The 21,336-nt window shown below is 36.6% G+C and carries 27 protein-coding genes; 7 read left to right on the top strand and 20 right to left on the bottom strand.

Features of this window, described 5'->3' with window-relative positions; genetic code table 11:
* Positions 1-2 precede the first annotated feature (2 nt).
* The 5 genes from rsmH to HMPREF2767_RS01875 form a co-directional block, all read right to left on the bottom strand.
* Positions 3-929, bottom strand: coding sequence for a 16S rRNA (cytosine(1402)-N(4))-methyltransferase RsmH (gene rsmH, locus HMPREF2767_RS01895; protein ID WP_070622421.1), 927 nt, complete (start codon positions 927-929; stop codon positions 3-5).
* A 12-nt stretch (positions 930-941) separates the two neighbouring features.
* A complete protein-coding gene (gene mraZ, locus HMPREF2767_RS01890; RefSeq protein WP_070457577.1) occupies positions 942-1,373 on the bottom strand; it encodes a division/cell wall cluster transcriptional repressor MraZ in 432 nt (143 codons plus the stop codon).
* A 121-nt stretch (positions 1,374-1,494) separates the two neighbouring features.
* Positions 1,495-3,072: a bacillithiol biosynthesis cysteine-adding enzyme BshC gene (gene bshC / locus HMPREF2767_RS01885; RefSeq protein ID WP_070622419.1), complete on the bottom strand. Its 1,578-nt coding sequence runs from the start codon at positions 3,070-3,072 to the stop codon at positions 1,495-1,497.
* Between the two features lie 110 nt (positions 3,073-3,182).
* Entirely contained in the window at positions 3,183-3,356 is a 174-nt protein-coding gene (gene rpmF, locus HMPREF2767_RS01880; protein WP_040929246.1) for a 50S ribosomal protein L32, read from the bottom strand.
* 2 nt (positions 3,357-3,358) lie between these two features.
* A complete protein-coding gene (locus HMPREF2767_RS01875; RefSeq protein ID WP_040929247.1) occupies positions 3,359-3,880 on the bottom strand; it encodes a YceD family protein in 522 nt (173 codons plus the stop codon).
* A gap of 148 nt (positions 3,881-4,028) precedes the next feature.
* Between HMPREF2767_RS01875 and HMPREF2767_RS01870 the strand changes: the two genes are divergently transcribed.
* Positions 4,029-5,159 carry a nucleotidyltransferase gene (locus HMPREF2767_RS01870; RefSeq protein ID WP_070622417.1) on the top strand — a complete coding sequence of 377 codons (1,131 nt, stop codon included), beginning with the start codon at positions 4,029-4,031 and terminating at the stop codon, positions 5,157-5,159.
* Here the strand turns inward: HMPREF2767_RS01870 and coaD are convergent.
* Together coaD and rsmD are read right to left on the bottom strand one after the other, a co-directional pair.
* Positions 5,140-5,637, bottom strand: a complete 498-nt coding sequence (gene coaD / locus HMPREF2767_RS01865) for a pantetheine-phosphate adenylyltransferase (RefSeq protein ID WP_070457571.1) — start codon at positions 5,635-5,637, stop codon at positions 5,140-5,142. The genes HMPREF2767_RS01870 and coaD overlap by 20 nt on opposite strands.
* Positions 5,630-6,202 carry a 16S rRNA (guanine(966)-N(2))-methyltransferase RsmD gene (gene rsmD, locus HMPREF2767_RS01860; RefSeq protein WP_083302021.1) on the bottom strand — a complete coding sequence of 191 codons (573 nt, stop codon included), beginning with the start codon at positions 6,200-6,202 and terminating at the stop codon, positions 5,630-5,632. The genes coaD and rsmD overlap by 8 nt, the downstream gene beginning before the upstream one ends.
* 39 nt (positions 6,203-6,241) lie before the next feature.
* Here rsmD and HMPREF2767_RS01855 point away from each other — a divergent pair, with 39 nt between their 5' ends.
* The gene (locus HMPREF2767_RS01855; RefSeq protein WP_040929251.1) at positions 6,242-6,610 is read left to right on the top strand and encodes a DUF7147 family protein; all 369 of its coding nucleotides are present in this window, start codon (positions 6,242-6,244) and stop codon (positions 6,608-6,610) included.
* Here HMPREF2767_RS01855 and HMPREF2767_RS01850 read toward each other — a convergent pair whose 3' ends face one another.
* On the bottom strand, positions 6,611-6,850 hold the full coding sequence (locus HMPREF2767_RS01850) for a DUF2129 domain-containing protein (protein ID WP_040929252.1): 240 nt from the start codon (positions 6,848-6,850) through the stop codon (positions 6,611-6,613).
* Between the two features lie 76 nt (positions 6,851-6,926).
* On the opposite strand from HMPREF2767_RS01850, the gene HMPREF2767_RS01845 reads away from it, so the two are divergent.
* A complete protein-coding gene (locus HMPREF2767_RS01845; RefSeq protein ID WP_070622413.1) occupies positions 6,927-7,826 on the top strand; it encodes a glycerophosphodiester phosphodiesterase family protein in 900 nt (299 codons plus the stop codon).
* 37 nt (positions 7,827-7,863) lie between these two features.
* On the opposite strand, the gene HMPREF2767_RS01840 is transcribed toward HMPREF2767_RS01845, so the two are convergent.
* Entirely contained in the window at positions 7,864-8,301 is a 438-nt protein-coding gene (locus HMPREF2767_RS01840; protein WP_068128913.1) for a YlbF/YmcA family competence regulator, read from the bottom strand.
* A 115-nt stretch (positions 8,302-8,416) separates the two neighbouring features.
* On the opposite strand from HMPREF2767_RS01840, the gene HMPREF2767_RS01835 reads away from it, so the two are divergent.
* On the top strand, positions 8,417-8,773 hold the full coding sequence (locus tag HMPREF2767_RS01835; protein ID WP_068128914.1) for a YugN family protein: 357 nt from the start codon (positions 8,417-8,419) through the stop codon (positions 8,771-8,773).
* Positions 8,774-8,809: 36 nt separating this feature from the next.
* Here the strand turns inward: HMPREF2767_RS01835 and HMPREF2767_RS01830 are convergent, their stop codons facing one another.
* The 7 genes from HMPREF2767_RS01830 to cyoE all read right to left on the bottom strand — a co-directional run bounded on the left by HMPREF2767_RS01830 (position 8,810) and on the right by cyoE (position 15,360).
* Positions 8,810-9,274, bottom strand: coding sequence for a DUF420 domain-containing protein (locus tag HMPREF2767_RS01830; RefSeq protein ID WP_068128916.1), 465 nt, complete (start codon positions 9,272-9,274; stop codon positions 8,810-8,812).
* 14 nt (positions 9,275-9,288) lie between these two features.
* A complete protein-coding gene (locus tag HMPREF2767_RS01825) occupies positions 9,289-10,251 on the bottom strand; it encodes a cytochrome c oxidase assembly protein (protein ID WP_246828756.1) in 963 nt (320 codons plus the stop codon).
* A 112-nt stretch (positions 10,252-10,363) separates the two neighbouring features.
* Complete coding sequence (locus HMPREF2767_RS01820) at positions 10,364-10,711, bottom strand: cytochrome C oxidase subunit IV family protein (RefSeq protein ID WP_068128918.1); 348 nt, start codon at positions 10,709-10,711, stop codon at positions 10,364-10,366.
* A complete protein-coding gene (locus HMPREF2767_RS01815) occupies positions 10,712-11,338 on the bottom strand; it encodes a cytochrome c oxidase subunit 3 (protein WP_068128920.1) in 627 nt (208 codons plus the stop codon).
* The gene (locus HMPREF2767_RS01810) at positions 11,338-13,269 is read right to left on the bottom strand and encodes a cytochrome c oxidase subunit I (RefSeq protein WP_070622411.1); all 1,932 of its coding nucleotides are present in this window, start codon (positions 13,267-13,269) and stop codon (positions 11,338-11,340) included. The genes HMPREF2767_RS01815 and HMPREF2767_RS01810 overlap by 1 nt, the downstream gene beginning before the upstream one ends.
* A 2-nt stretch (positions 13,270-13,271) precedes the next feature.
* Positions 13,272-14,420 carry a cytochrome c oxidase subunit II gene (gene coxB / locus HMPREF2767_RS01805; protein WP_083302017.1) on the bottom strand — a complete coding sequence of 383 codons (1,149 nt, stop codon included), beginning with the start codon at positions 14,418-14,420 and terminating at the stop codon, positions 13,272-13,274.
* A 28-nt stretch (positions 14,421-14,448) separates the two neighbouring features.
* The gene (cyoE, locus tag HMPREF2767_RS01800; protein WP_068128924.1) at positions 14,449-15,360 is read right to left on the bottom strand and encodes a heme o synthase; all 912 of its coding nucleotides are present in this window, start codon (positions 15,358-15,360) and stop codon (positions 14,449-14,451) included.
* Between the two features lie 329 nt (positions 15,361-15,689).
* On the opposite strand from cyoE, the gene HMPREF2767_RS01795 reads away from it, so the two are divergent.
* Entirely contained in the window at positions 15,690-16,574 is an 885-nt protein-coding gene (locus tag HMPREF2767_RS01795) for a COX15/CtaA family protein (RefSeq protein ID WP_371440753.1), read from the top strand.
* Positions 16,575-16,633: 59 nt separating this feature from the next.
* Here HMPREF2767_RS01795 and HMPREF2767_RS01790 read toward each other — a convergent pair whose 3' ends face one another.
* Positions 16,634-17,830 (bottom strand): FtsW/RodA/SpoVE family cell cycle protein, encoded by a 1,197-nt coding sequence (locus HMPREF2767_RS01790; protein ID WP_070622409.1) that lies wholly within the window; start codon positions 17,828-17,830, stop codon positions 16,634-16,636.
* A gap of 11 nt (positions 17,831-17,841) precedes the next feature.
* On the bottom strand, positions 17,842-18,144 hold the full coding sequence (locus HMPREF2767_RS01785) for an Fpa/YlaN family protein (protein ID WP_040929268.1): 303 nt from the start codon (positions 18,142-18,144) through the stop codon (positions 17,842-17,844).
* 116 nt (positions 18,145-18,260) lie between these two features.
* Between HMPREF2767_RS01785 and HMPREF2767_RS01780 the strand changes: the two genes are divergently transcribed.
* Positions 18,261-18,731, top strand: a complete 471-nt coding sequence (locus tag HMPREF2767_RS01780; RefSeq protein ID WP_083302016.1) for a hypothetical protein — start codon at positions 18,261-18,263, stop codon at positions 18,729-18,731.
* Between the two features lie 44 nt (positions 18,732-18,775).
* Here the strand turns inward: HMPREF2767_RS01780 and HMPREF2767_RS01775 are convergent, their stop codons facing one another.
* Positions 18,776-19,135: a YlaH-like family protein gene (locus tag HMPREF2767_RS01775; RefSeq protein ID WP_070622458.1), complete on the bottom strand. Its 360-nt coding sequence runs from the start codon at positions 19,133-19,135 to the stop codon at positions 18,776-18,778.
* A gap of 27 nt (positions 19,136-19,162) precedes the next feature.
* Positions 19,163-20,995, bottom strand: coding sequence for a translational GTPase TypA (gene typA, locus HMPREF2767_RS01770; RefSeq protein WP_068128927.1), 1,833 nt, complete (start codon positions 20,993-20,995; stop codon positions 19,163-19,165).
* Between the two features lie 103 nt (positions 20,996-21,098).
* Here typA and HMPREF2767_RS01765 point away from each other — a divergent pair, with 103 nt between their 5' ends.
* Positions 21,099-21,287: a DUF5325 family protein gene (locus tag HMPREF2767_RS01765; RefSeq protein WP_040929270.1), complete on the top strand. Its 189-nt coding sequence runs from the start codon at positions 21,099-21,101 to the stop codon at positions 21,285-21,287.
* Positions 21,288-21,336: the final 49 nt, after the last annotated feature.

Here is a 21,336-nt window from a genome sequence, read left to right as displayed (position 1 = left end):
TATCACTTTAACTTTTCTGCGATTCTAAGTCTAGCGCTACGTGCACGACTATTATTCTCAAGTTCTTCGTCACTCGCTAGTATCGGCTTTTTATTGACTCTTTTTAAAATTGGCTCGTATCCTTCAGGGATAATCGGCATGTTTTTAGGTAGTTCGGGTCCGCGTTCATACTCTAAATAAATTTGTTTACAAATTCTATCTTCGAGTGAGTGGAACGTAATGACCGAGACTCTACCACCTTTATCTAACAATTCGATCGCATCTTGTAAGCTATTTTCAAATACTTCAAGTTCGTTATTTACCGCGATTCGTAATGCTTGAAAGACTCGGCGTGCTGGATGACCTTTCATGCGTTTAAACTTCTCAGGAATTTTCGATTTAATTAAGTCGCTTAACTCTGTCGTCGTTTCAATTGGTTTTTCCGCACGTCGTTTTTCGATTTCACGTGCGATTTGTTTTGAGAATTTCTCTTCACCATATCTAAAGAAAATGCGTACGAGGTCGTCATAGCTATATGTATTTACAATTTCATAAGCATCTAGACTTTGTGTTTGATCCATTCTCATGTCGAGTCGTGCTGTTTTCGAATGTGAAAAACCGCGTTCGACTAAATCTAATTGTGGACTCGATACGCCTAAGTCATATAAAATGCCATCGATTTTTCCGATGCCGAGTTTGTTTAATTCTTCTTTTAAATATTTAAAATTCCGATGAACGAGCGCTAGTCGGTCGTCATTAAATTTTTCTTTAGCGTGATTAATTGCAAGAATATCTTGGTCAAATGAAATCACTCGACCTGTCGTTAATTGATCAAGTAAATAAGATGTATGTCCGCCACCACCGAGTGTAGCGTCTACATAGATGCCGTCTGGTTTAATGTTTAAACCGTCAATTGTCTCTTTTAATAATACTGTGTCATGTTTAAACATTTTTTCACCCTCTTATAAATCAAAATCAATTAAGTCTTCTGCAATCATTTCAAAGTTATCTGCTGAATCACTGTAGAAATCGTTCCAGCTGTCTGTATCCCAAATCTCCACACGATCCGAAACACCGATGACTGTACACGATTTACTTAAATCTGCGTAGTCTCTTAAATGTTGTGGGATATTTACACGTCCTTGCTTATCGACGTCAACAATCGCTGCGCCAGAAAAGAATAGTCGTGTAAAACGTCTTGCATCACGTTTTGTGAGTGGTAGTTGTTTTGTCTTTTGTTCAATCGCTTTAAAATCGTCGACTGTATAACAAAATAAGCATTTATCTAATCCGCGAGTAATGACAAATTGCGCTTGTAATTCATCTCGAAATTTACTCGGGACGATCATGCGTCCTTTAGCGTCTAAATTATGATGATACTCGCCAATAAACACCCAAACTACCTCCTCCCACCTACTATATTAATAATTTACCATATTCTACCACTTTCCACCACTTTCTTCTTAAAAAATTGCAAAAAAAGAACGGCTCAACTTTTTGAGCCGTTTTTAAGGGTTAATCCATAATAATGATTAACTGATCCGTATAAGTTAATGGTGTAAAATCAATGAACGCATTTGAAAATACTGTTGGGTGGAACGTACGCTCTTGCAGTGCATTTTTCGGAAGTAATAACATTAGAAGTTCATCTAATTGATTGAGTTTATTTCTCACTTGTCGTTTGACATCGTATTGATATTTTCGTTCTAAATAATCGACTTCTTTTAACATACGAGATTCGTTAATATCGATGAGTGTCTCTTCATGTTTAGTTTCAGTTACTTCTCCAAGAGACTCATATTGTTGTTCAATCACGTCTTTTAGAGTTTGAATACGTTGTAACAACTTTTCATTCGTCGATTTATCTATAAGTTTATCTTTTTCTTTTTCAATATGTTCAACTAAATTCGGTGTTAACGATAAATCGTATTCGTTTAATCGTTTTTCTAATTGTGGTGGAACGTGGAGGAAAGACATACGTTTTAAGACGATCGGCATTTCTCTATCCATTACTTTAAATACTTCGTGAAGTTCTCCCCAATATTTTACTTCTGCGCCTCCACCTAAAAAGACAATTGTATTAAATAGTAACTCCTGCATTAGCGGTCGTGTGACGACGTTGTTACTGAATGTTTCTGGTGATTCATTTAAATAGTTTAACAACTCTTCTTTCGTATATGTTTTGTCTTCAGTTTTAAAGACGTCACCGTCACGGTGAAGTAGCTCTCTGTTCGATTCAGAATGAATAAATAAATGAACATTCGTGTCCGTTTGAATCGTCGGGCTGATATCGAAGTGTTGATTAAATGACTGTTGACCAGATCTAAACGCTGCGTCAATTTCCTCTGATTTTTCGATTATTCGTTGAAAAATCTCTTTTTCTAACTGTCTAACGTCTTTGCTGTGCGCATTAAATATGAGTAAGCCATGCTCACTGAACACTTTATTTGTTAGTGCTGTAAAGAGCTCTGACCAGAATGTGTGCGCATTAATTTCTCGTTCGATTGTATTTTTAATTTCGATATTTTGCTTTGAGTCCTCTGTATAATTAAATACTTCATCGAGAACGTCTAACATTTCTTTTTTATCGTATTCATAAAAGCCGATACTCATTTGTATATCGAGATTTGGTTTATATGACACTTTTTTAATACGTTTATGCAAACTATCGTAAACGTGAGTATGGTTAATTTCATCGTAATCGTGATCTTCAGACGCGACCCAAAATACAGGTACCGCGTCGTAATTCACTTTTTCCTTAATATCTTTTACGACGACTAAAATCGAAATCACTTTATGCAAAATATATGCTGGACTGCCAAACAGACCTGCTTGTTGTCCGCCGATGACGACTTTATGGCCATTTTTTAATTTTTTAATATTATTTCTTTGACTTTCTGTAAGATCACCAACAATTTCGAGCATATCTTTTTCGATTATAGACGCGAGTCTTTCTGTATGTTCATGTGGTGCTCTTTTAATTAATCGATGAAGCGATTCATCATCAAACTTATTATGATGAAAGAACTTATAATCCTCTTCGCTTATACAGTGAATGTCATCATTAAATTCATCATTAAACAGATACCTCATAATGTGTCTCCTTACAATCGTCATAGTTAAATAAAATTATATGGAATTTATCCGTATGACACAAATAAATAGTTTATAAATAAAAAAACATGGACATTTCTATGTCCATGTTAGTTGTTTACAACTTCTGCACCGTTATATGACCCACAGTTCGGGCAAACGCGGTGTCTTAATTTCATTTCTCCACACTCAGGGCACTCAACCATTCCTGGTGCACTTAACTTAATGTGTGTACGACGTTTATTTTTACGAGTTTTCGAAGTTCTTCTTTTAGGTACTGCCATTGTTAATCCTCCGTTTCGTCTGTTTTAAACAGCGTTTCTAATTTTTTTAATCTTGGGTCTACAGGCTTATCTTTTTCGTACGCTTCGATACTGCCGTAGACGTTCCAATTATCAGTGTTTGATGAGTCCGGTAATTCATTACTTTCAGAATACACTTCAGGAATGCTAACATTTATTAACTCACGAATGACTGGTTCTAAGTCGAGCTCATGTAGCACCGGATGTAATGACGGATCCTCTAGCTTTTCATCCGCTTCAAGCGTCTCATCATACGTTTCAAACGAATTTACGCTTAAATCGTAAAAAACATCCTCTCCAGAACGACTATCAACCATTTTAACACGTGCCTGAATTGTTATGTCGACATAAAATTCATGACCACTATTTTTGATTGAGCCTTCTGTGAAAATATCACTTACATCTAGAACGTCTTGACGATTCGAAACATCTTCAAGTGATAAGTGTTCTTCAAAAGTAAATGCGGTATTTTGAAACTTTCTGAGTTCCGATAATGACCACTTCATATTTACCCACCTCTTATAAGCACAACAAACATTCTACCGATTTTCAGTGAAAGTGTCAAGTTATTTTCTTAACATATCACCGAATAAAATTAAGATTTATTATCTATTTTGATATAATGATATCGAATAATAAACGGAGTGTTGCGATATGAAAGTTTTGTCTTTAATTACAGAGTATAACCCGTTTCATAACGGTCATATTTACCACATCGAGTCTTCCAAACAATTAATTCAACCGGACGTGACGATTGCGATCATGTCTGGTAACTTTACTCAGCGCGGAGAACTCGCTGTGACGAATAAATTTAACCGTGCACAAGAAGCAATTAAACACGTTGATTTAGTCATTGAACTACCGACACTATATGCGATCAGTTATGCGGATGACTTTGCATATGGGGGGCTTCTTGCTGCAAAGATGCTACAAACTACCGATATCGTCTTCGGAAGTGAACTCGATGATATCGAGAAACTCCATAGTGCATACTTAAAAGCAAAGCGTATTACGAAAGAAGACCTCGTACCGCTGTTACAAAAAGGATATTCGTATCCACGTGCAATGTATGCCTTAACAAATGAAGATGCGTTTCAATCTCCAAACAACACGCTCGGTATGAGTTATTTAAAAGCGCGCGACGATTTAAACTTTGACGTCTCTATGCACACGGTTAAACGCACGGGTAACAATTATAACGATAAAACACTCTCTCATAGTCAGTTTTCAAGTGCGACGAGTATACGCGAGTCATTATTAAATGGAGAACTCGAACATGCGATTCAATTTATGCCAGAAACTCTCGCAAAAGTGATTATGGAAGATAAGGTCATTACAAATGAGCACATGTTTAATACGTTAAAAGTAATTATCGAGCGCAGTTCTTTAAACGATTTAAAAGACATATACATGATGACTGAAGGTCTCGAACATCGTCTTAAAAAGAATATTCGTCTATCAAATAATTACGAATCGTTTATCGATTCTATTAAAACGAAACGCTATACGAGAACACGTCTTCAACGTCTACTCTTATACGTTCTTTTAAACGTTACAGAAGAAGATTTTCGTAACTATGAGGTGAATAAGTTAAGAGTGCTTGCAATGAATCATACTGGTCAACAATACTTATCGACAATCCAAGATCGTCGCTTTATAACAAATTTAACAAAAAAAGATGCGCCAGACTTTTACGAAACGATAAAAGCGACGCATATATATAACACGTTAACGCAAGGACGTGTGAATGATTTTAATCAACCTGTTATGATTCTAAAGTCTTAAACTTTTCTACGAGAGCTTCTTCGACTACTGGTGGCACGACATCACTAATTTTACCGTGGTGTTTTGCCACATCTTTTGCGATTGAACTCGAAATAAACGAATATTTGTTATTTGTCATAATAAATAACGTCTCGATCTCTTCAGCGAGCTTTCTATTCATCGACGCCATCTGCATTTCATATTCAAAATCTGAAACTGCACGTAATCCACGGACGATTGCATCTGCATCGACTTTTTTACAAAAATCTATTAACAACCCTTCATGCTTATCGACTTTTGTATTGTCAATATGAGAAATCGTTTTTTCGATGAGGTGTACACGTTCGTCTGGCGTAAATAGTCCTTTTTTTGTTTGGTTATGTGATACACACACATAGACGACGTCAAAGATTCTTGACGCACGTTCGATAATATCGATATGTCCATATGTAATCGGGTCAAAAGAGCCAGAGCATACTGCAATTTTTTTCTTAGTCATAATTTTCCTCCGTTGTTAACACTTTATATTGAATCGTTCCAACTTCGTTATGCTTTAATTCAACAAAACCGTTTAAGTCTATCGTTTCATTCGCACCCGCTTCAACGATAATGATTCCGTCTTTTTTCAATATATCGTACGTTTTAATGAGATGAAGTGCTTCATCAATCAACTTTTTATTGTACGGTGGATCTAAAAATATTAAATCCATTTGTCTATCTCGTTTACTTAGTGCTTTTAACGCTCGTCTAAAATCATTTCGGTAAATTTCAACAGGTTCGTCTAACCCTTTCGTATTGTTATGAATGATACGAATGGCGTCTTTTGCACCGTCAACAAAAATACAGCGTTCTCCGCCTCGAGATAACGCCTCGATTCCAAGCGCACCAGATCCTGCAAATAAATCGAGCACATCCCCACTGACTCTTTCACCGATTGCGCTAAACATGCTTTCTCTTACTTTTTCACTCGTCGGACGCGTGTCTTTATGTTCGAGCGTCTCAATACGTCTTTTTTTATATTTACCAGTAATTACTCTCACGTATACACCTCGTTTTCTATTTATACTATAATTAAAGAAACAATTATGAGAGGTTGAAATTTCATGCAAAAATTTATCGTCTTAGGACATGGCTACAGCGAGATTTTCGAGTTGAAAGCGTTACTCGAATACAATCACAAACGTGTAAATAAAGCGATCTTCTTTCACCATGAAGATGCGCCGTCATCGTTTAGTTTAATCATGAACCCTGTCGAAAAAGACTTCCAAGCTCTTTATACAATCCTTCGAGGGCTAAGAAACGGCCCGGAAGGTAAAATGTACGAAATGATTCGCGAATTATGTGAATTATACGATATACAAGTCGTCGAGATGACAGCACGTGATCCGAAGGATTTTCATGAAGAGGAATTGTTCTTCCAATATATGATCGGTGTGTTACGACTCAACCATCTCATTCCACCGTTAAAATAATTAAACTGTTCCTTTTGGATAGGATAGTTTAATATTTTTATATTCACTGACGAGTACTTCTGTCACATATTTTAAGTTAGATAAGCGTTTTAAAGTGTCATCTAGTTCGCTCTCATCGATATATATAAGCATATATTGCTTATTTGTATTGACGTAAACGACATGACCATGACGCTTTAACTGTCTAATAAATTTATTATGCTTAAAATAAATATATATTCCAATGCGGTCCTTTAGCATATATATCACCCTTCTTCGTTAAACACATGATAACACATTTAACTTTTAGTATACTAGACACATTAGGAGGACAATTATGAAATTACGTACAAAACTTCTTCTTCTGACTGCTGGCCTTTCTAGTGCTTATATTTATAGTAAAATCCAAGCAGAGCGAAGAGTAAACGAAATGAAACCTGTCTTTAAAAGACCCGGACCATACATATTCGCTCATCGTGGAGGTAAAGGAAATTATCCAGAGCATACGAGACTCGCGTTTAATAATGCAGTAAATCAAAACGTCGACGGTTTTGAAATCGACGTACGACTTACAAAAGACAATGAGATCGTCGTACTTCACGACTTATATGTAGATAGAGTTACTGAGTATAGCGGAAAAGTTTCAGACTATACGCTCGACGAATTACGAAAATTAGATTTTGGATATAACTTTAAAGATGTGAGAGGAAACTACATATATCGTGGGCATCCTGATGCCGGCATCGTTACTTTACGTGAATTATTTAAAGAATATCCACACCAAATTATTAACATCGACATGAAAGATTCGATCGATACAGAAGCAGGTCAAAAAATTGCACCTCTACTATTCGAGCTTATACTAGATGAGAAAGCAACAGACCGCGTCATTGTAACAAGTTTTGAAGATGAACAAATTCGTCGCTTCACGAGTTTTAGTGGAGATTTAATTGCGTTAGGTGCTGGCACTGAGGAAGTGACAAAAGCATACACGCTTTACCATAGTGGGCTTGGTCACCTATACCAACCGTCAAGAGACACATTCCAAATCCCGATTAATTTATCGTCTGTTAAGCTCGATAACGCTGGATTCATTCGTTACTTAGATGATTTAAACGTTAAAGTCGGATATTGGGTCATCAACGATACAAATGAGATGACACGCTTACTAAACTTAGGTGCACATACGATCGTTACAGATTATCCAGACAAAGCAAATCTACTCATTAATTATTAATAACAAAAAACGGATTCGTAAAATACGAATCCGTTTTTTAACTTGCACAACTACATCCGCCACCCGTCATACAGTTTGACTCTCCACTTGCAAAAAATGGATTCGTACTAACGACATTGGCATGATCACTGACAGACTTACCGATTATATATAAAATCTCGTCGAGTAAACTTTGTAGTACATACTCTGCCCGTCTAAATTCTATGACGTTTTCATCCATATCTACTTTCTTTTTAAATAAACGAATCTCTTTACGTTTTTCTTTATAGTCTGGATGATATCTCCCAAAACGTTCAACTTCTTCAAAGTCTTCTTTTAATCTATTGAATTGTTTGATGAGCATTTGTGTATCATTATCTTGTTCTAATTTATGTTTGTAATATATATATGATTTAAATTCCTCAGAAGATTTTACCATATCGTTAATGTGATCGAGATGATCTAAAATTTCGATTGTTTGATTTGTAGAAAACATACGCATCCTCCTACTGAGAATATGATACCATACTATTGTAGTACATAAAATTGTATTTGTGTTTCTCGCTCTTTTCGATTAAAATAAAGATATTGGAATAGGGAGGTCTACTCGGATGGTATTTGAAAATTCTGGTCTTGAAAAATTAGTAATTGAACAAAACTTATTACAAGAGGTCATGAACGAACATGGCTGTGTTTTAGGTGGAAGTTGGGATTACGAACGTATGACGTTCGACTTCCAGTACAAAGTTCCTGAAGGTGTGTTTTACCTACGTTTCCCTGCATATGCAGTAAGTGGTGACGTCGGTGCGAACGACGCTGTACTTCAACTTATGGATCCTTACATTGGTAAGTGGTATTTCCCAACAGGTATTGAATACGGAAAAGATGAACATTTCCCAGAAAGAATTGTTGAACATGCAATTCAAAAAATTAGAGCATTACACAGCGACTTAGCTGTTCACGCTTAATAAAAAAACCCGTTACTTTAAAAGTAACGGGTTTTTTTAATGGAATATCGCATCGAGTAATCCAGAAGTTTCTCCACCTGGATATAACACATATAATAAAATATACACAGTTACTCCAGTAATTGCTGTTAAGAACCAAATCACTGCTGCAAAGATTCCAACTTTTCTATGCTTCGATAAAATTCTCTTCTTACCTGTAAATACTTGGAATCCTCCAAGTACACCACCTGTTGTAGATAAGATAATATGAGAAATTAAAAATACAACATAGTATGTTACGAGATGTTCAGGTCCACCGAACTGCGTACTTCCTAAAAATACTGTCTTCGATAAGTAAATGATAAAGAAAATTAACGCAAACCATGCACTTAATGTCATAAACTTATCGTGACCAGCAAGGTCTCTTTTCTTAAACATTTTGTAAAGTCCAATTGCCATCATTATCGCACTTAATACGATAAATGACGTACTAATCGTTGGTAGTATAAAATGCAAATTCATAATTCAACCCTCTATTATCTATATAATTCTTCTAACTTTTTACGCTCATTTGCTCTTTCTAATGATTCGCGCGTAATTTCATCTGGATCTCTAGACTCTTGTTTCCACCAGTTTGCAAATAAATACGCAATGATAAATCCAAAGAACACTTCTTGAAGAATCTTCATAATGATTCCACCTGTACGTTGGTCAGACAGTGGCGTCATATGACTGAAGTATTCCGGTCCACTAATCATATTTTGATCTTTTAGCGTATCAAGAACACCTACTGGAACACAAAGCTCCATCGATTTTAACCATGCCGCACTTTCAGTGTACGTCTTATACATAGGTGTCTCTGAGAAAATGATTAACCCACATGCTGGTAATAATAATCCACCAATACCAAATACATATAATGTCTTAAATAAGTAGTTCATATGCTTTTCTTGAGGATCCACTTTATTTAATACTGGCCAAAATGCGATTGTTGCAAGTAAAAATAAAATCGCTAATGACATAAAGTGTAATGACTGATTTAACTTTAACGTATCCATAACTGTAGGGATATGGTAAAGCGAAAACGCACCACAGAAAAGTATGAGCGCTAGTAACGGTTTCTGACCAATCTTATGGAAAAATCGTAATACAGGTAGTTTTACCATGTATGCCCATAAGTAATCTGGTATTGCAAAGTATAGTAACGGCGGAATGAGTAACAACCCAAGTGCCATTTGCACCATATGAAACGTAAATAAAATATGACTTAATATATCAATTGGTGATCCGAACGTTATATAAAATAATAAAATAACTGTAATTGACATCCAAAACTCTAATTTAGTTAGTTTTCGACCACCTGGTATATCTTTGTACCATTTCATCGTAATTAAGAAGTACACTACTGACGCTACAATAATAAACGCAATTAAAAATGGACTCCAATTTCCGATGAAACCAAAAATTCGTATCGACATTAAACGATCCAAATTTATCACCCTTTTAATATAAGCTACATACCATTATAGACTATTTTTAATGAAACGAACATATTTTAATATGTCTATTTTCTAACAAAAAAATGGACTAGCAATGCTAGTCCATTGAAGTTTATTGAATTCCACCTGTTCCAATCCATACAATGAACACAAATGTGATAATAAACGCAATTGCAAAGTACATACCAACTAAGATAAATAGCTTCGCAAAATCATGTCCTTTGTCCTTCATGTGCATGAAGTAGAAGAATTGTAGAATAACTTGTACAAACGCTAAAGTAACAATGATTGCTCCAACAAAGTATTTGTTAAAGTCTAATGCTACTAATCCAAATGCTATAAATGTCATGAAAATCATAAGAGCAAAAGAGGTTAGTTGAAGTCTCATTTCTTTTGCACGTGCTTTGTAAAGTGCGTCTAACTCTTTTCTTGTTAATGATTCAGTTTCTACGTTCGCCATTTATAACACCCCTAACAGATAAACGATTGTGAAGATGAACACCCACACAACGTCAATGAAGTGCCAGTATAATGAAGCTGTATTAACTTTCGCAGCTGTGTATACTGATAATCCGCGTCCAGAGTTACGGATGATGAGTAATGTAATCCAAATTAAACCGATAATAACGTGGAATCCGTGTGTACCGATTAAGATATAGAATGCACTACCGAACGCACTTGATCTAAACGTGTGACCGAGTTGTACATATGCAATGAACTCGTAGATTTCAAGTGCTAAGAACCCAGCACCTAAAAGAACTGTAATTCCTAACCATAATTGCATTTTCGCGAAGTTGTTATTTCTCATATGGTGTACTGCGAAAACACTCGTTAATGATGATGTTAATAAGAACATCGTCATTACGAACGCTAACTCTAAGTGGAATAGGTCAGCTGCTAATAAGTGATCGCTACTTGGCACTGAGTCTTTAAGTGCGAGGTAAGTCGCGAAGAGACAAGAGAATAATACTGTCTCTCCCGCTAAGAATGTCCAGAAACCAACAAACTTGTTTTTACCTTCTAACGTAGCTGTTTCAGGGTGCTTCGGCCAATTAGCATTATCAACATTATATTTAACTTCTGCCATTAGTTCGCACCTCTTTTTCTTTCTTCATATTCACGCATTTCTTTTTCAATACGTTCTTTCTTGATGTAGTGACCGTGGTCATCAATCCAAGATCTCGCCATCATTGAAAGGAATGTGATCGTTAAACCACCAACGAGTAAAATCATAGACCAAGGTCTCATGCTTGGTAAATCTTTAACCGCTGCAATCGCCCACTCTTGACCTGATGCGTGGAATAATGCACCAAATCCTGCAATGAATAACCCTAAAGTTAAGATAAACGGAATAATTGAGTTATTTGGCATATGAATATCCTCAACTGGTCCAGCTGATGGAATTTCACCGTTATTTTCTTCTTTTTCTAACTGTAAAACATCTAAACCACGTACTAGTGGAGTTTGGAAGAAGTTGTATTCTGGAGTTGGTGTTGCAACTGCCCACTCAAGTGTACGACCGTCCCAAACGTCAACGTTTACGACTCTATCATTTTTAACAACTGTCATAATGATGTTAATAACAAGTACGATTACCCCAACTGCCATGAGTAATGCACCAATTGTTGAGATTAAGTTTGCTAAGTTAAAGCCTTGACCGTCTAAGTAAGTGAATACACGACGTGGCATTCCCCATAAACCTAACCAGTGTTGAACTAAGAATGTCATATGGAAACCGATAGCAAAGATTGCCATTTCGATTTTACCTAATGTGTCGTTTAGCTTAGTTCCAAACATTAATGGCCACCAGTAGTGAAGACCTGCTAATATCGCGAATACTACCCCACCTACGATTACGTAGTGGAAGTGCGCAACGATAAAGTATGAGTCATGGTACTGATAGTCTGCTGGAGCTACCGCTTGCATGATACCTGTTACCCCACCCATTACGAATGAAGGGATAAACGCTAATGCATAAAGCATTGGAGTTGTAAATGTAATACTACCGCCCCAAATTGTAGCAATCCAGTTAAATATTTTAATACCCGTTGGTACCGCAATTGCCATTGTCGCTAATGCGAAGATAGCGTTCGCTGTTGGACCTAAACCAACTGTAAACATGTGGTGCGCCCAAACCATGAATCCGAAGAATCCGATTAATACTGTCGCGAATACCATCGCTGAGTAACCGAATAATCTCTTTCTAGAGAATACTGCGAAAATCTCTGAGAAAATACCGAATGCCGGTAAGATTAAAATATATACTTCTGGGTGTCCGAAGATCCAGAATAAGTGTTCCCAAATAATAGTGTTACCACCAGCTTCAACAATGAAGAAGTTCGAACCGAACATACGGTCAAACGTTAATAGGAAAAGCCCTACTGTTAATGGTGGGAAACCGAATACGATAAGGATTGATGCAACAAGTGCTGTCCATGTGAATAATGGCATTCTCATATAAGTCATACCTGGTGCTCTCATCGTAATAATCGTTGTTACAAAGTTAATACCTGTAATTAACGTACCAGCCCCTGCAATCTGTAAACCGATTGCGTAGAAGTCAATACCGTGTCCAGGTGATGCAATTGATAGTGATGCATAGCTTGTCCAACCTGCGTCAGGTGCATCTCCGAATAACCAAGAAACGTTAACGAAAATACCACCTAGAATAAACATCCAAACACCTAAAGCGTTCATGAATGGGAACGCTAGGTCACGTGCACCAATTTGTAATGGAACTACTGCGTTCATAAATGCGAATAAAATTGGCATCGCAGCTAAGAATATCATCGTAGTACCGTGCATCGTAATCATTTCGTTAAATAATCCAGCTGATAAGAAATCGTTATTTGGTACCGCGAGCTGAATACGAATAAGCATCGCTTCAATACCACCCATGACGAAGAAGAATCCACCGCCAATTAAGTAAAGGATTGCAATCTTCTTATGGTCTACTGTCGTTAAATATTCCCATATTAAACGCCCAAAGCCAACTTTTTGCCCATTAACTGTTGCCATGCTTATTTGTCGCCCCCTTCATCATTGTCTTCATTTTCCTCTGCTTCAATCTCTTTTTTCATTTTTTCGACATCGCCAGAGTTTTTATCTAGTTTTAGCTCCATTAAGTATGCAGCTACTTTGTCAATTTCTTCATCGTTTAATTGATAAGCACCAGTCATTTTGTTGTCTGGTTTAATCTTTTCTGGATCTTTGATCCAGCTTACTAAGTTTTCTTTGTTGTGCTCTAAAATACCAGCGATAAGTTCTCTATCACCAAAGTTAGTTAAGTTTGGTCCAGCAGCACCAGGGTTAGTTGGTGTAACTGCGTGACATCCTATACAAGAGTTGTTGAAGATTTCTTGACCTTCTTTTGCATCGTCAGCTGATGCAACTTTTGCCTCTTCTTCGTAAACTTTCATATCAGCTAACCATTGATCGAATTCTGCTCTTGGTAATGCAACTACTTTAAAGTCCATTAGTGCGTGTGAAGGACCACATAATTCCGCACATTTACCGTAGAATAAACGATCTGCATTTTCTGCTTTGTCATCATCAAACACTAAGTAGAAGCTGTTGATTCCGTCAACGTTTGTATCGAGTTTACCACCCGCTGCAGGTACCCAGAATGAGTGTTTTACGTCAGCACCTTTTAAGTTGAAGAATACTTTTTCATCCGTTGGAACGACTAAGTCTTGACTCGTAACAACATTTTCATGAACGTATTCAAACTCCCACCAATATTGGTAAGCAGTTACGTTAACGATTACTGAATCTTTGTTCGCTACACCATCTTCAGTTACCATATCCTCAACGTCTGCTAGAGTAAATGTTACCCAAACTGTTGGGATTGCTAAGATGATAAGTAAAATAATTGGGATAGTCGTCCAAATTACTTCAAGTGTATGGTTACCCGCAACTTGCTTTGGTACGAAATCTTCTCCCACTTTACTTCTACGACTTTTTACAACTGCAATTGTAAATGCGATTGCTACTGTTCCAACGACAAGTAACATGATTGAAATTGAAAGAATAATTAAGAAAAATTGTTGTCTCCCAACTTCACCAGCAGGATGTAAAGCACTTAAGTTTTCTTTACCACAGCCTGCTAAGAAAATAGCAAGAACAGACATTAACATATAAAATTTTGTTTTAGTCCAACTGTTCTTCATCTAATAGACCCCTCTTTCAAAAATAAGTTTAGATTAATAGACCGGCGACTATAATCATAACGTAAAAAATAAGAATGTAATTTAAAGAAAATACAAACACTGTTTTTGCATAGCGCTTGTAATCGGTGATTGGCTTAAACATGTTTAAGGAAAGTATTAACCAACTTAAGTTCAGCAGTGTGATTAATACGACAAACCAAATCCCTAAATCAGTCATGAAAAACGGGGTAATGACGAGTAGTGATATCCACATCACAATCGACCTAACCGTACGTTTTTCTCCCTTCACACTCGGTAACATTGGAATGTTAGCGGTGCTGTACTCATCTTTACGATTTATTGCTAAAGCGTAAAAGTGCGGTGGTTGCCATATAAACATTACAAAGAACATCGCAAACGCGAGTGTATGTAAGTTTGGGTCTATAACCGCCCATCCAATTAAGGGAGGTGCTGCTCCTGGTAATGCTCCAACTACTGTATTGACAACATAATGTCTTTTAGAGTAGATGGAATATAGGACTACATAGCCAAAACCAGCTAAGAGGCCAAGTGTACCTGCAGTCATATTAATTGAATATAAGAGAATTTCTCCTATAACAACCATTGAAAAACCAATCCATAGGATGTCTTTCCCACTATACGTGCCGTCGATACTTGGTCGTTGTTGCTTAGACTTCATAACTGAATCAATATCCCGGTCATAATAGTTATTCAGTGCAGCAACGCCACCAATTAAAAGACCAACACCTAATAGCATGATTAACAACAATGGAAGCGAGCTGAAAAAAGAATGACCATAATACATAACAGCTAGAAAACCAGCAGCAAATGCTGGGATCAAGTTCGCTTTTATGATACCTTCTTTAATTAACACTCGAAATGCTTGTTGTTTTTCAATAAACGTCATCGTATGCCTTTCACTAGACACATGACTCTGCATTTAACCTTCGCCCCCTTTCACCAACATTTCTAGTTACTATAATGATATAGGAAAACAGACCGAGAATCTATAGTGTTGATACCTTTTTTTCACAGATTGTTCAAAAATTGTTCAAATAATTTACAATTTAAACATTTATCTATGGAAAGTACCACTATAGACGCTATTGTTTACATATAGATTCTACCACAGTTTACAATTTTGTTAAGTCTTTCTTATAACTTTAATTATTGCATGATTCTATGTGATGGTTTATATTTATTAATTGAACAGATATTTGTACGGATTTTTTTAATGAGGTGTTTTGGTTGTATAAAAAATTGAAAATAGTGGCGGTGATCACTACACTCATCATGGTTTTTGTTCAAATCGGTGGAGCACTCGTGACAAAAACTGGATCTGCTGAAGGGTGTGGAGATTCTTGGCCACTATGTCATGGTCAACTTATCCCTAAAGACTGGCCATTAGATACGATAATTGAGATTGCACATAGAGGTGTATCTGGAATCGCAATTATCTTTTTAATCATCTTTGGAGTTATGGCTTGGAAACAACTCTCACATATTAGAGAAACGAAGTTTCTCGTCTGTGTATCTCTTAGTTTTATTCTCATCCAAAGTTTAATTGGTGCCGCGGCAGTTGTTGGTTTATGGCACGGTGAGTTTGTTCTCGCTGCACACTTTGGAATTTCGTTAATATGTTTTGCAGCTGTGTTCGTGTTAACACTACTCGTCTTCCACGTTGACTTAAAGTATGATACGAAAGGTCTTATCATACATAAAGGATTGAGACGTCATACGATCGGGATTATTATTTATATTTATTTCGTAATATATAGCGGCGCATTAGTTAGACATGCCGATGCATCACTCGCATGTACAAAATGGCCACACTGTATGCCAAACCAAATTTTACCAACGAACTTTTATCAAGCCGTTCAAATGGGACACCGCTTTTTAGTACTCATACTATTTATTTGGATGGTTATCGCTTTAATTCACGTATTAAAACATTACAGCAACTACCGAGTCATTAAGAACGGTTGGATTATCATGATGACTTTACTCGTATTACAAATCATCACAGGTGCTTTAACGATATTTACGTACGCAAATATTTTCATCGCACTATTCCATGCATTATTTATCACTTTAATATTCGGTATACTATGCTATTACATCTTACTCATTAGTCGACCGGACTATGAACCATAAAACGTGAGGGTTTCCCCTCACGTTTTTTTATATTAAAAAAAGACGTTATAACAACGTCTTTAATCACGATTGATTGCTTTACGATATCTAATTTCTTTAATAGCCACAGATAATACTGCTAATGCAATCGATATACTTAAGAAACTTGATCCACCGTAACTGAGTAACGGTAACGGAACACCCGTTAATGGAATAGTTTTCGTTGCGCCTCCAATGTTAAAGAAACATTGGATTGTAATATATATACCAATCCCAAACGTAATGAGTCTTAAATATAAATCTCCAGTATGATATGAATAATAAAATGCTTTAATGACAATTGTTGCATATAATCCTAGTACGATAAGTACCCCGATGAGCCCAAGTTCTTCAGCGATAACTGAAAATATAAAGTCCGTCTGTGCTTCAGGTAAAAATCCGAGTTTCAATATGCCGTTTCCAATACCTTGCCCAATTAGTCCTCCATTGGCTATCGCAATCAAACTATTCGTAAGCTGATATCCATCGCCATACGGATCATTAAACGGATGGAAAAACGTATCGATTCTCGCGAGCTGATATGAACTTAAAAATTGTCCGTCAAACATGATAAAAGCTCCGACGACAAGGATGATAATACCTACAATTCCTGCAAATATCATAAACGTAAATTTCCGTTCAAAGTTTAAATAGAAAAACATCGAGATAATAATCGATAAAATGATTAACGACGTTCCGAAGTCATTTCTACCAATCCATAACGTCATTACGAGTACGAGTACAAATGGCATCAAGTGCTTCGTATCTGTAGGGATAAGCTCTGTTTTTATACGTAGTCGCCTGTCATAAACATATGCTAAATACATAATGACAACAATTTTAACGAACTCAGATGTCTGTAAATTTATAAATCCGAGACGAATCCAGTTTTTCTCACCATTTACTTCAATACCGAAAAGCTGAGTCGCAAGAAGTAAAAGAATACTTCCCGCAATTAACGCAATTGGAATAATCGGCTTTCTAAATAATCGTGAACTCGTAAAAAATGTAATAATTACAAATATCGTCATCCCAAATATGACAAAACGTAACTGCGAATCAAAGAAAAACTTTGGATTAAAGTTCGTCATCTCACTGCGTGATGATTTAACCATACTCCCACTATAAATCATGACAAGGCCAATAATTGCAAGTGCTATGTATGCAAATATAATGACATAATCAATGTGCTGATTTGTCTTACTAATCGGGTAGTTTAAGCGTTTTGCTTTCTTCATTGGATCACCCACTACTTATTTGCCTTTTTTAGTTGTTCTCTATGCTCATAATACGCTTCATGTACGTCTGATACTTGCTTTTCTAAATCTGCTAATATCGAACGTCCATGCTCTCTATCTATTAACCCTAGTCTCACTGCAAAATGAATTTCTTTAGATAACCCGAACATTTGAGTATCTAACACTTCTTCATATACCGGGCATTGAGGCATTGTCAAATTATCCATTTGAACACGAATCAGTTGTACGATTCTATCTGCATCTTGCTCGAGTGTTTCTAATGCAAGCCTTTTTAAAGTTTCTTCACTAGACAAGGCCCTTCCCCCTTTTCATTACAACTAAATACTACTCTACAGTATTACATTTTTCAAGTGAGTGGCTATGTTCAATTATGTATAATTTGGTATAATTTAAGCTTAGGAGGGGTTACATGCTGCTACAAATTAAAGGAAACGTAAACTTCGTCATTACATTAGACTCGAGTGCATGGATTTTCGACGATCGTAAAATACATATAGAAGATTTAGTACATGATGAAGAACACATTGAATTTGAGGATAGTGAAGAGTGGAACCGTCAAATTATAGAAGGAGACACACTTCCACCGACGTTAAAATCAGAAAAGAGATATAAAAATAAAAAAGAAGAACTGCTAAACGGCACGTTTATTATGGCGCTCGACCCATTTTTAGAATACGCTGAACCAAAAAGCGTAAAGTATGAAATTACACATAAAAACGGGACGACAACACTCGCATATAAAGACCGTTACGAGCATTACGCACAGTTTTCTAATAATGGTAAGAGATTATACGACGACGGTATGATCGACCTACTCGTCATTAAAGACGGAGAAATCATCGAACGATACGAATACGTTACAGCATTTACGTTCGTATAAAATAAAGACCTGTCACATTTTAATATATGTGACAGGTCGTTTTATTATTTATGCGTTTCTTTATTATCAAACGATATCGTACCTTTTTTCTTTTCCTTATACAGTCTATATCGGTACATTCCCATTACAAATACGATGACGATTAAACACTCTGCAACCGGGTAAAACGCTGCAAAAAATGTCAGTGGTAATGAGAATAATAGCATAATGATATAAATCACGATGTTTTGCCAAAGCTTTAACTTTTTCGCAAAACCGAGTACGTATGCGAGAACTGATAGTACGTATACAGTAATAAACAATAACCACATCGCAGTATCTGGATTTTGTTCTGCGCCATATAGCTTACCAAACATCGACAAGCGGTTATATAAACTACTCTCGTCTGTTTGTGCCGCTGTCATTAAGACGAACGAAAAAAACATTGCCTTCTACTCCTCTTGCTTTTTAGCATTCTTTAGCGCACGGTCGCGTTCACTTTTGTTTAAAATCTTTTTACGTAAACGAATCGACTCTGGCGTCACTTCTACTAACTCATCGACGTTAATATATTCTAACGCTTCTTCTAGCGTCATAATTCTTGGACGTTTCATCGTTTCTGTTTGGTCCTTTGTTGCTGAACGCATATTTGTGTGTGCTTTTGTTTTCGTAATGTTTACACCTAAATCATTTTCACGTGAGTTCTCACCGACGATCATTCCCTCATACACTTCTGTACCAGGTTCAGTGAAGTTTGTTCCACGGTCTTCTAAGTTCATAATTGCAAATGCGCTCGCTGGACCTTTGTTAATAGAAACGAGTACACCATTACGACGTCCACCAATTTTACCTTGGATTACTGGACGATAATCTTCAAACGTATGGTTTAAAATACCATAACCGTGAGTCATCGTCATAAACTCTGTCGTATATCCTATTAAACCACGAGATGGTACTAAAAACACGAGTTTCGTTTGACCATCTTCAGTCGCCATATCTAACATTTCACCTTTACGTTGGCCGAGCGACTCAATGACACTTCCTGCATGTTCACTTGGTACGTTAATTTGTACGCGCTCAAACGGTTCATGTTTTTTACCATCAATTTCACGAATAATAACTTCTGGTTTAGATACTTGAAGCTCGTATCCTTCACGTCTCATATTTTCAATTAAGATGGATAAGTGTAACTCTCCACGTCCAGAAACGATAAACTGATCTGGCGTTGCTCCTTGGTCGACTCTTAACGATACGTCCGTTTCTAGTTGAATATCTAAGCGGTCTTTAATTTGACGTGCTGTTACAAATTTACCTTCACGCCCAGCAAATGGTGAGTTATTTACTGAAAACGTCATTTGTAACGTAGGTTCATCAATAGTTGGTGCAGGGAGTGCTTCTACTGTTTCACGGTCTGTGACTGTTTCACCGACGTTAATATCTTCTAAACCACTTAATGCGATAATGTCTCCAGCTTTCGCATGTTCAATTTCAATACGTTTCAGACCTAAAAATCCAAACATTTTAGTGACTCTAAATTGTTTTACTGTACCATCTAATTTAACGAGTGATACATTTTCTCCAACTGAAATTGACCCTCTAAATACACGACCGATACCGATACGTCCAACGTAATCGTTATAATCTAATAATGATACTTGGAATTGTAACGGTTCATCGCTATTATCTACAGGTGCAGGAACAGACTCTAAAATCGTATCGTATAGCACTTTCATATTGTCGTCTTGAGTTTCTGGATCTAAGCTTGCAGTTCCGTTCATCGCTGAAGCGTATACGACTGGGAATTCAAGTTGGTCATCATCTGCTCCTAAATCGATAAATAGTTCAAGTACTTCGTCGACAACCGCTTCAGGTCGTGCTTGTGGTTTATCGATTTTATTAACGACAACGAGCGGCGTCACACCGACGTCTAACGCTTTTTTAAGCACGAAACGCGTCTGTGGCATAGTACCTTCAAATGCATCAACGACGAGTATTACTCCGTCGACCATCTTTAAAATACGTTCTACTTCTCCACCGAAATCAGCATGTCCTGGTGTATCTAAAATATTAATTCTTACATCTTCATAATCGATCGCAGTGTTTTTAGATAAAATCGTAATACCGCGCTCTTTTTCAATATCGCCGCTGTCCATCGCACGGTCCTCAACGTGTTCGTTGTCTCTAAATAAACCAGATTGTTTTAATAATTGGTCGACTAACGTCGTTTTACCGTGGTCTACGTGGGCGATAATCGCTATATTTCTTAAATCTTTTCTTACTGTCATTCAAAAGTTCCCTTCGTATTTAGGTTATTTAACTGTACAATTATATCATATCGTACTTATTCTATGATATAATTGAGAAAATTTATATGTGGAGTCGATATACATGGAGAAAAAATCGAAAGGGATTTTTTTCATACTTGCGGTACTCGCAATCGTTTTACTCGTTTTATTATCAGTCACACTCGCTGAAGAGATGTGGGGACTCACAATACTATTAGCAATTGGATTTGTTGCTATTTTTGGTATTGGTTTTACATTAAAGAAAAAATATCGCGAAAACGATTGGCTATAATAAATATTCCCCCTCATATGTTGTGCTACCCAAAAGTTGGACTTTTGGA

Origin of the sequence: Nosocomiicoccus sp. HMSC067E10 (assembly GCF_001810835.1) — a bacterium.
Lineage (GTDB): Bacteria > Bacillota > Bacilli > Staphylococcales > Salinicoccaceae > Nosocomiicoccus > Nosocomiicoccus ampullae_A.
Note: the sequence above shows the minus strand (reverse complement) of the source record. Positions and strands in the feature narration are given on the sequence as shown.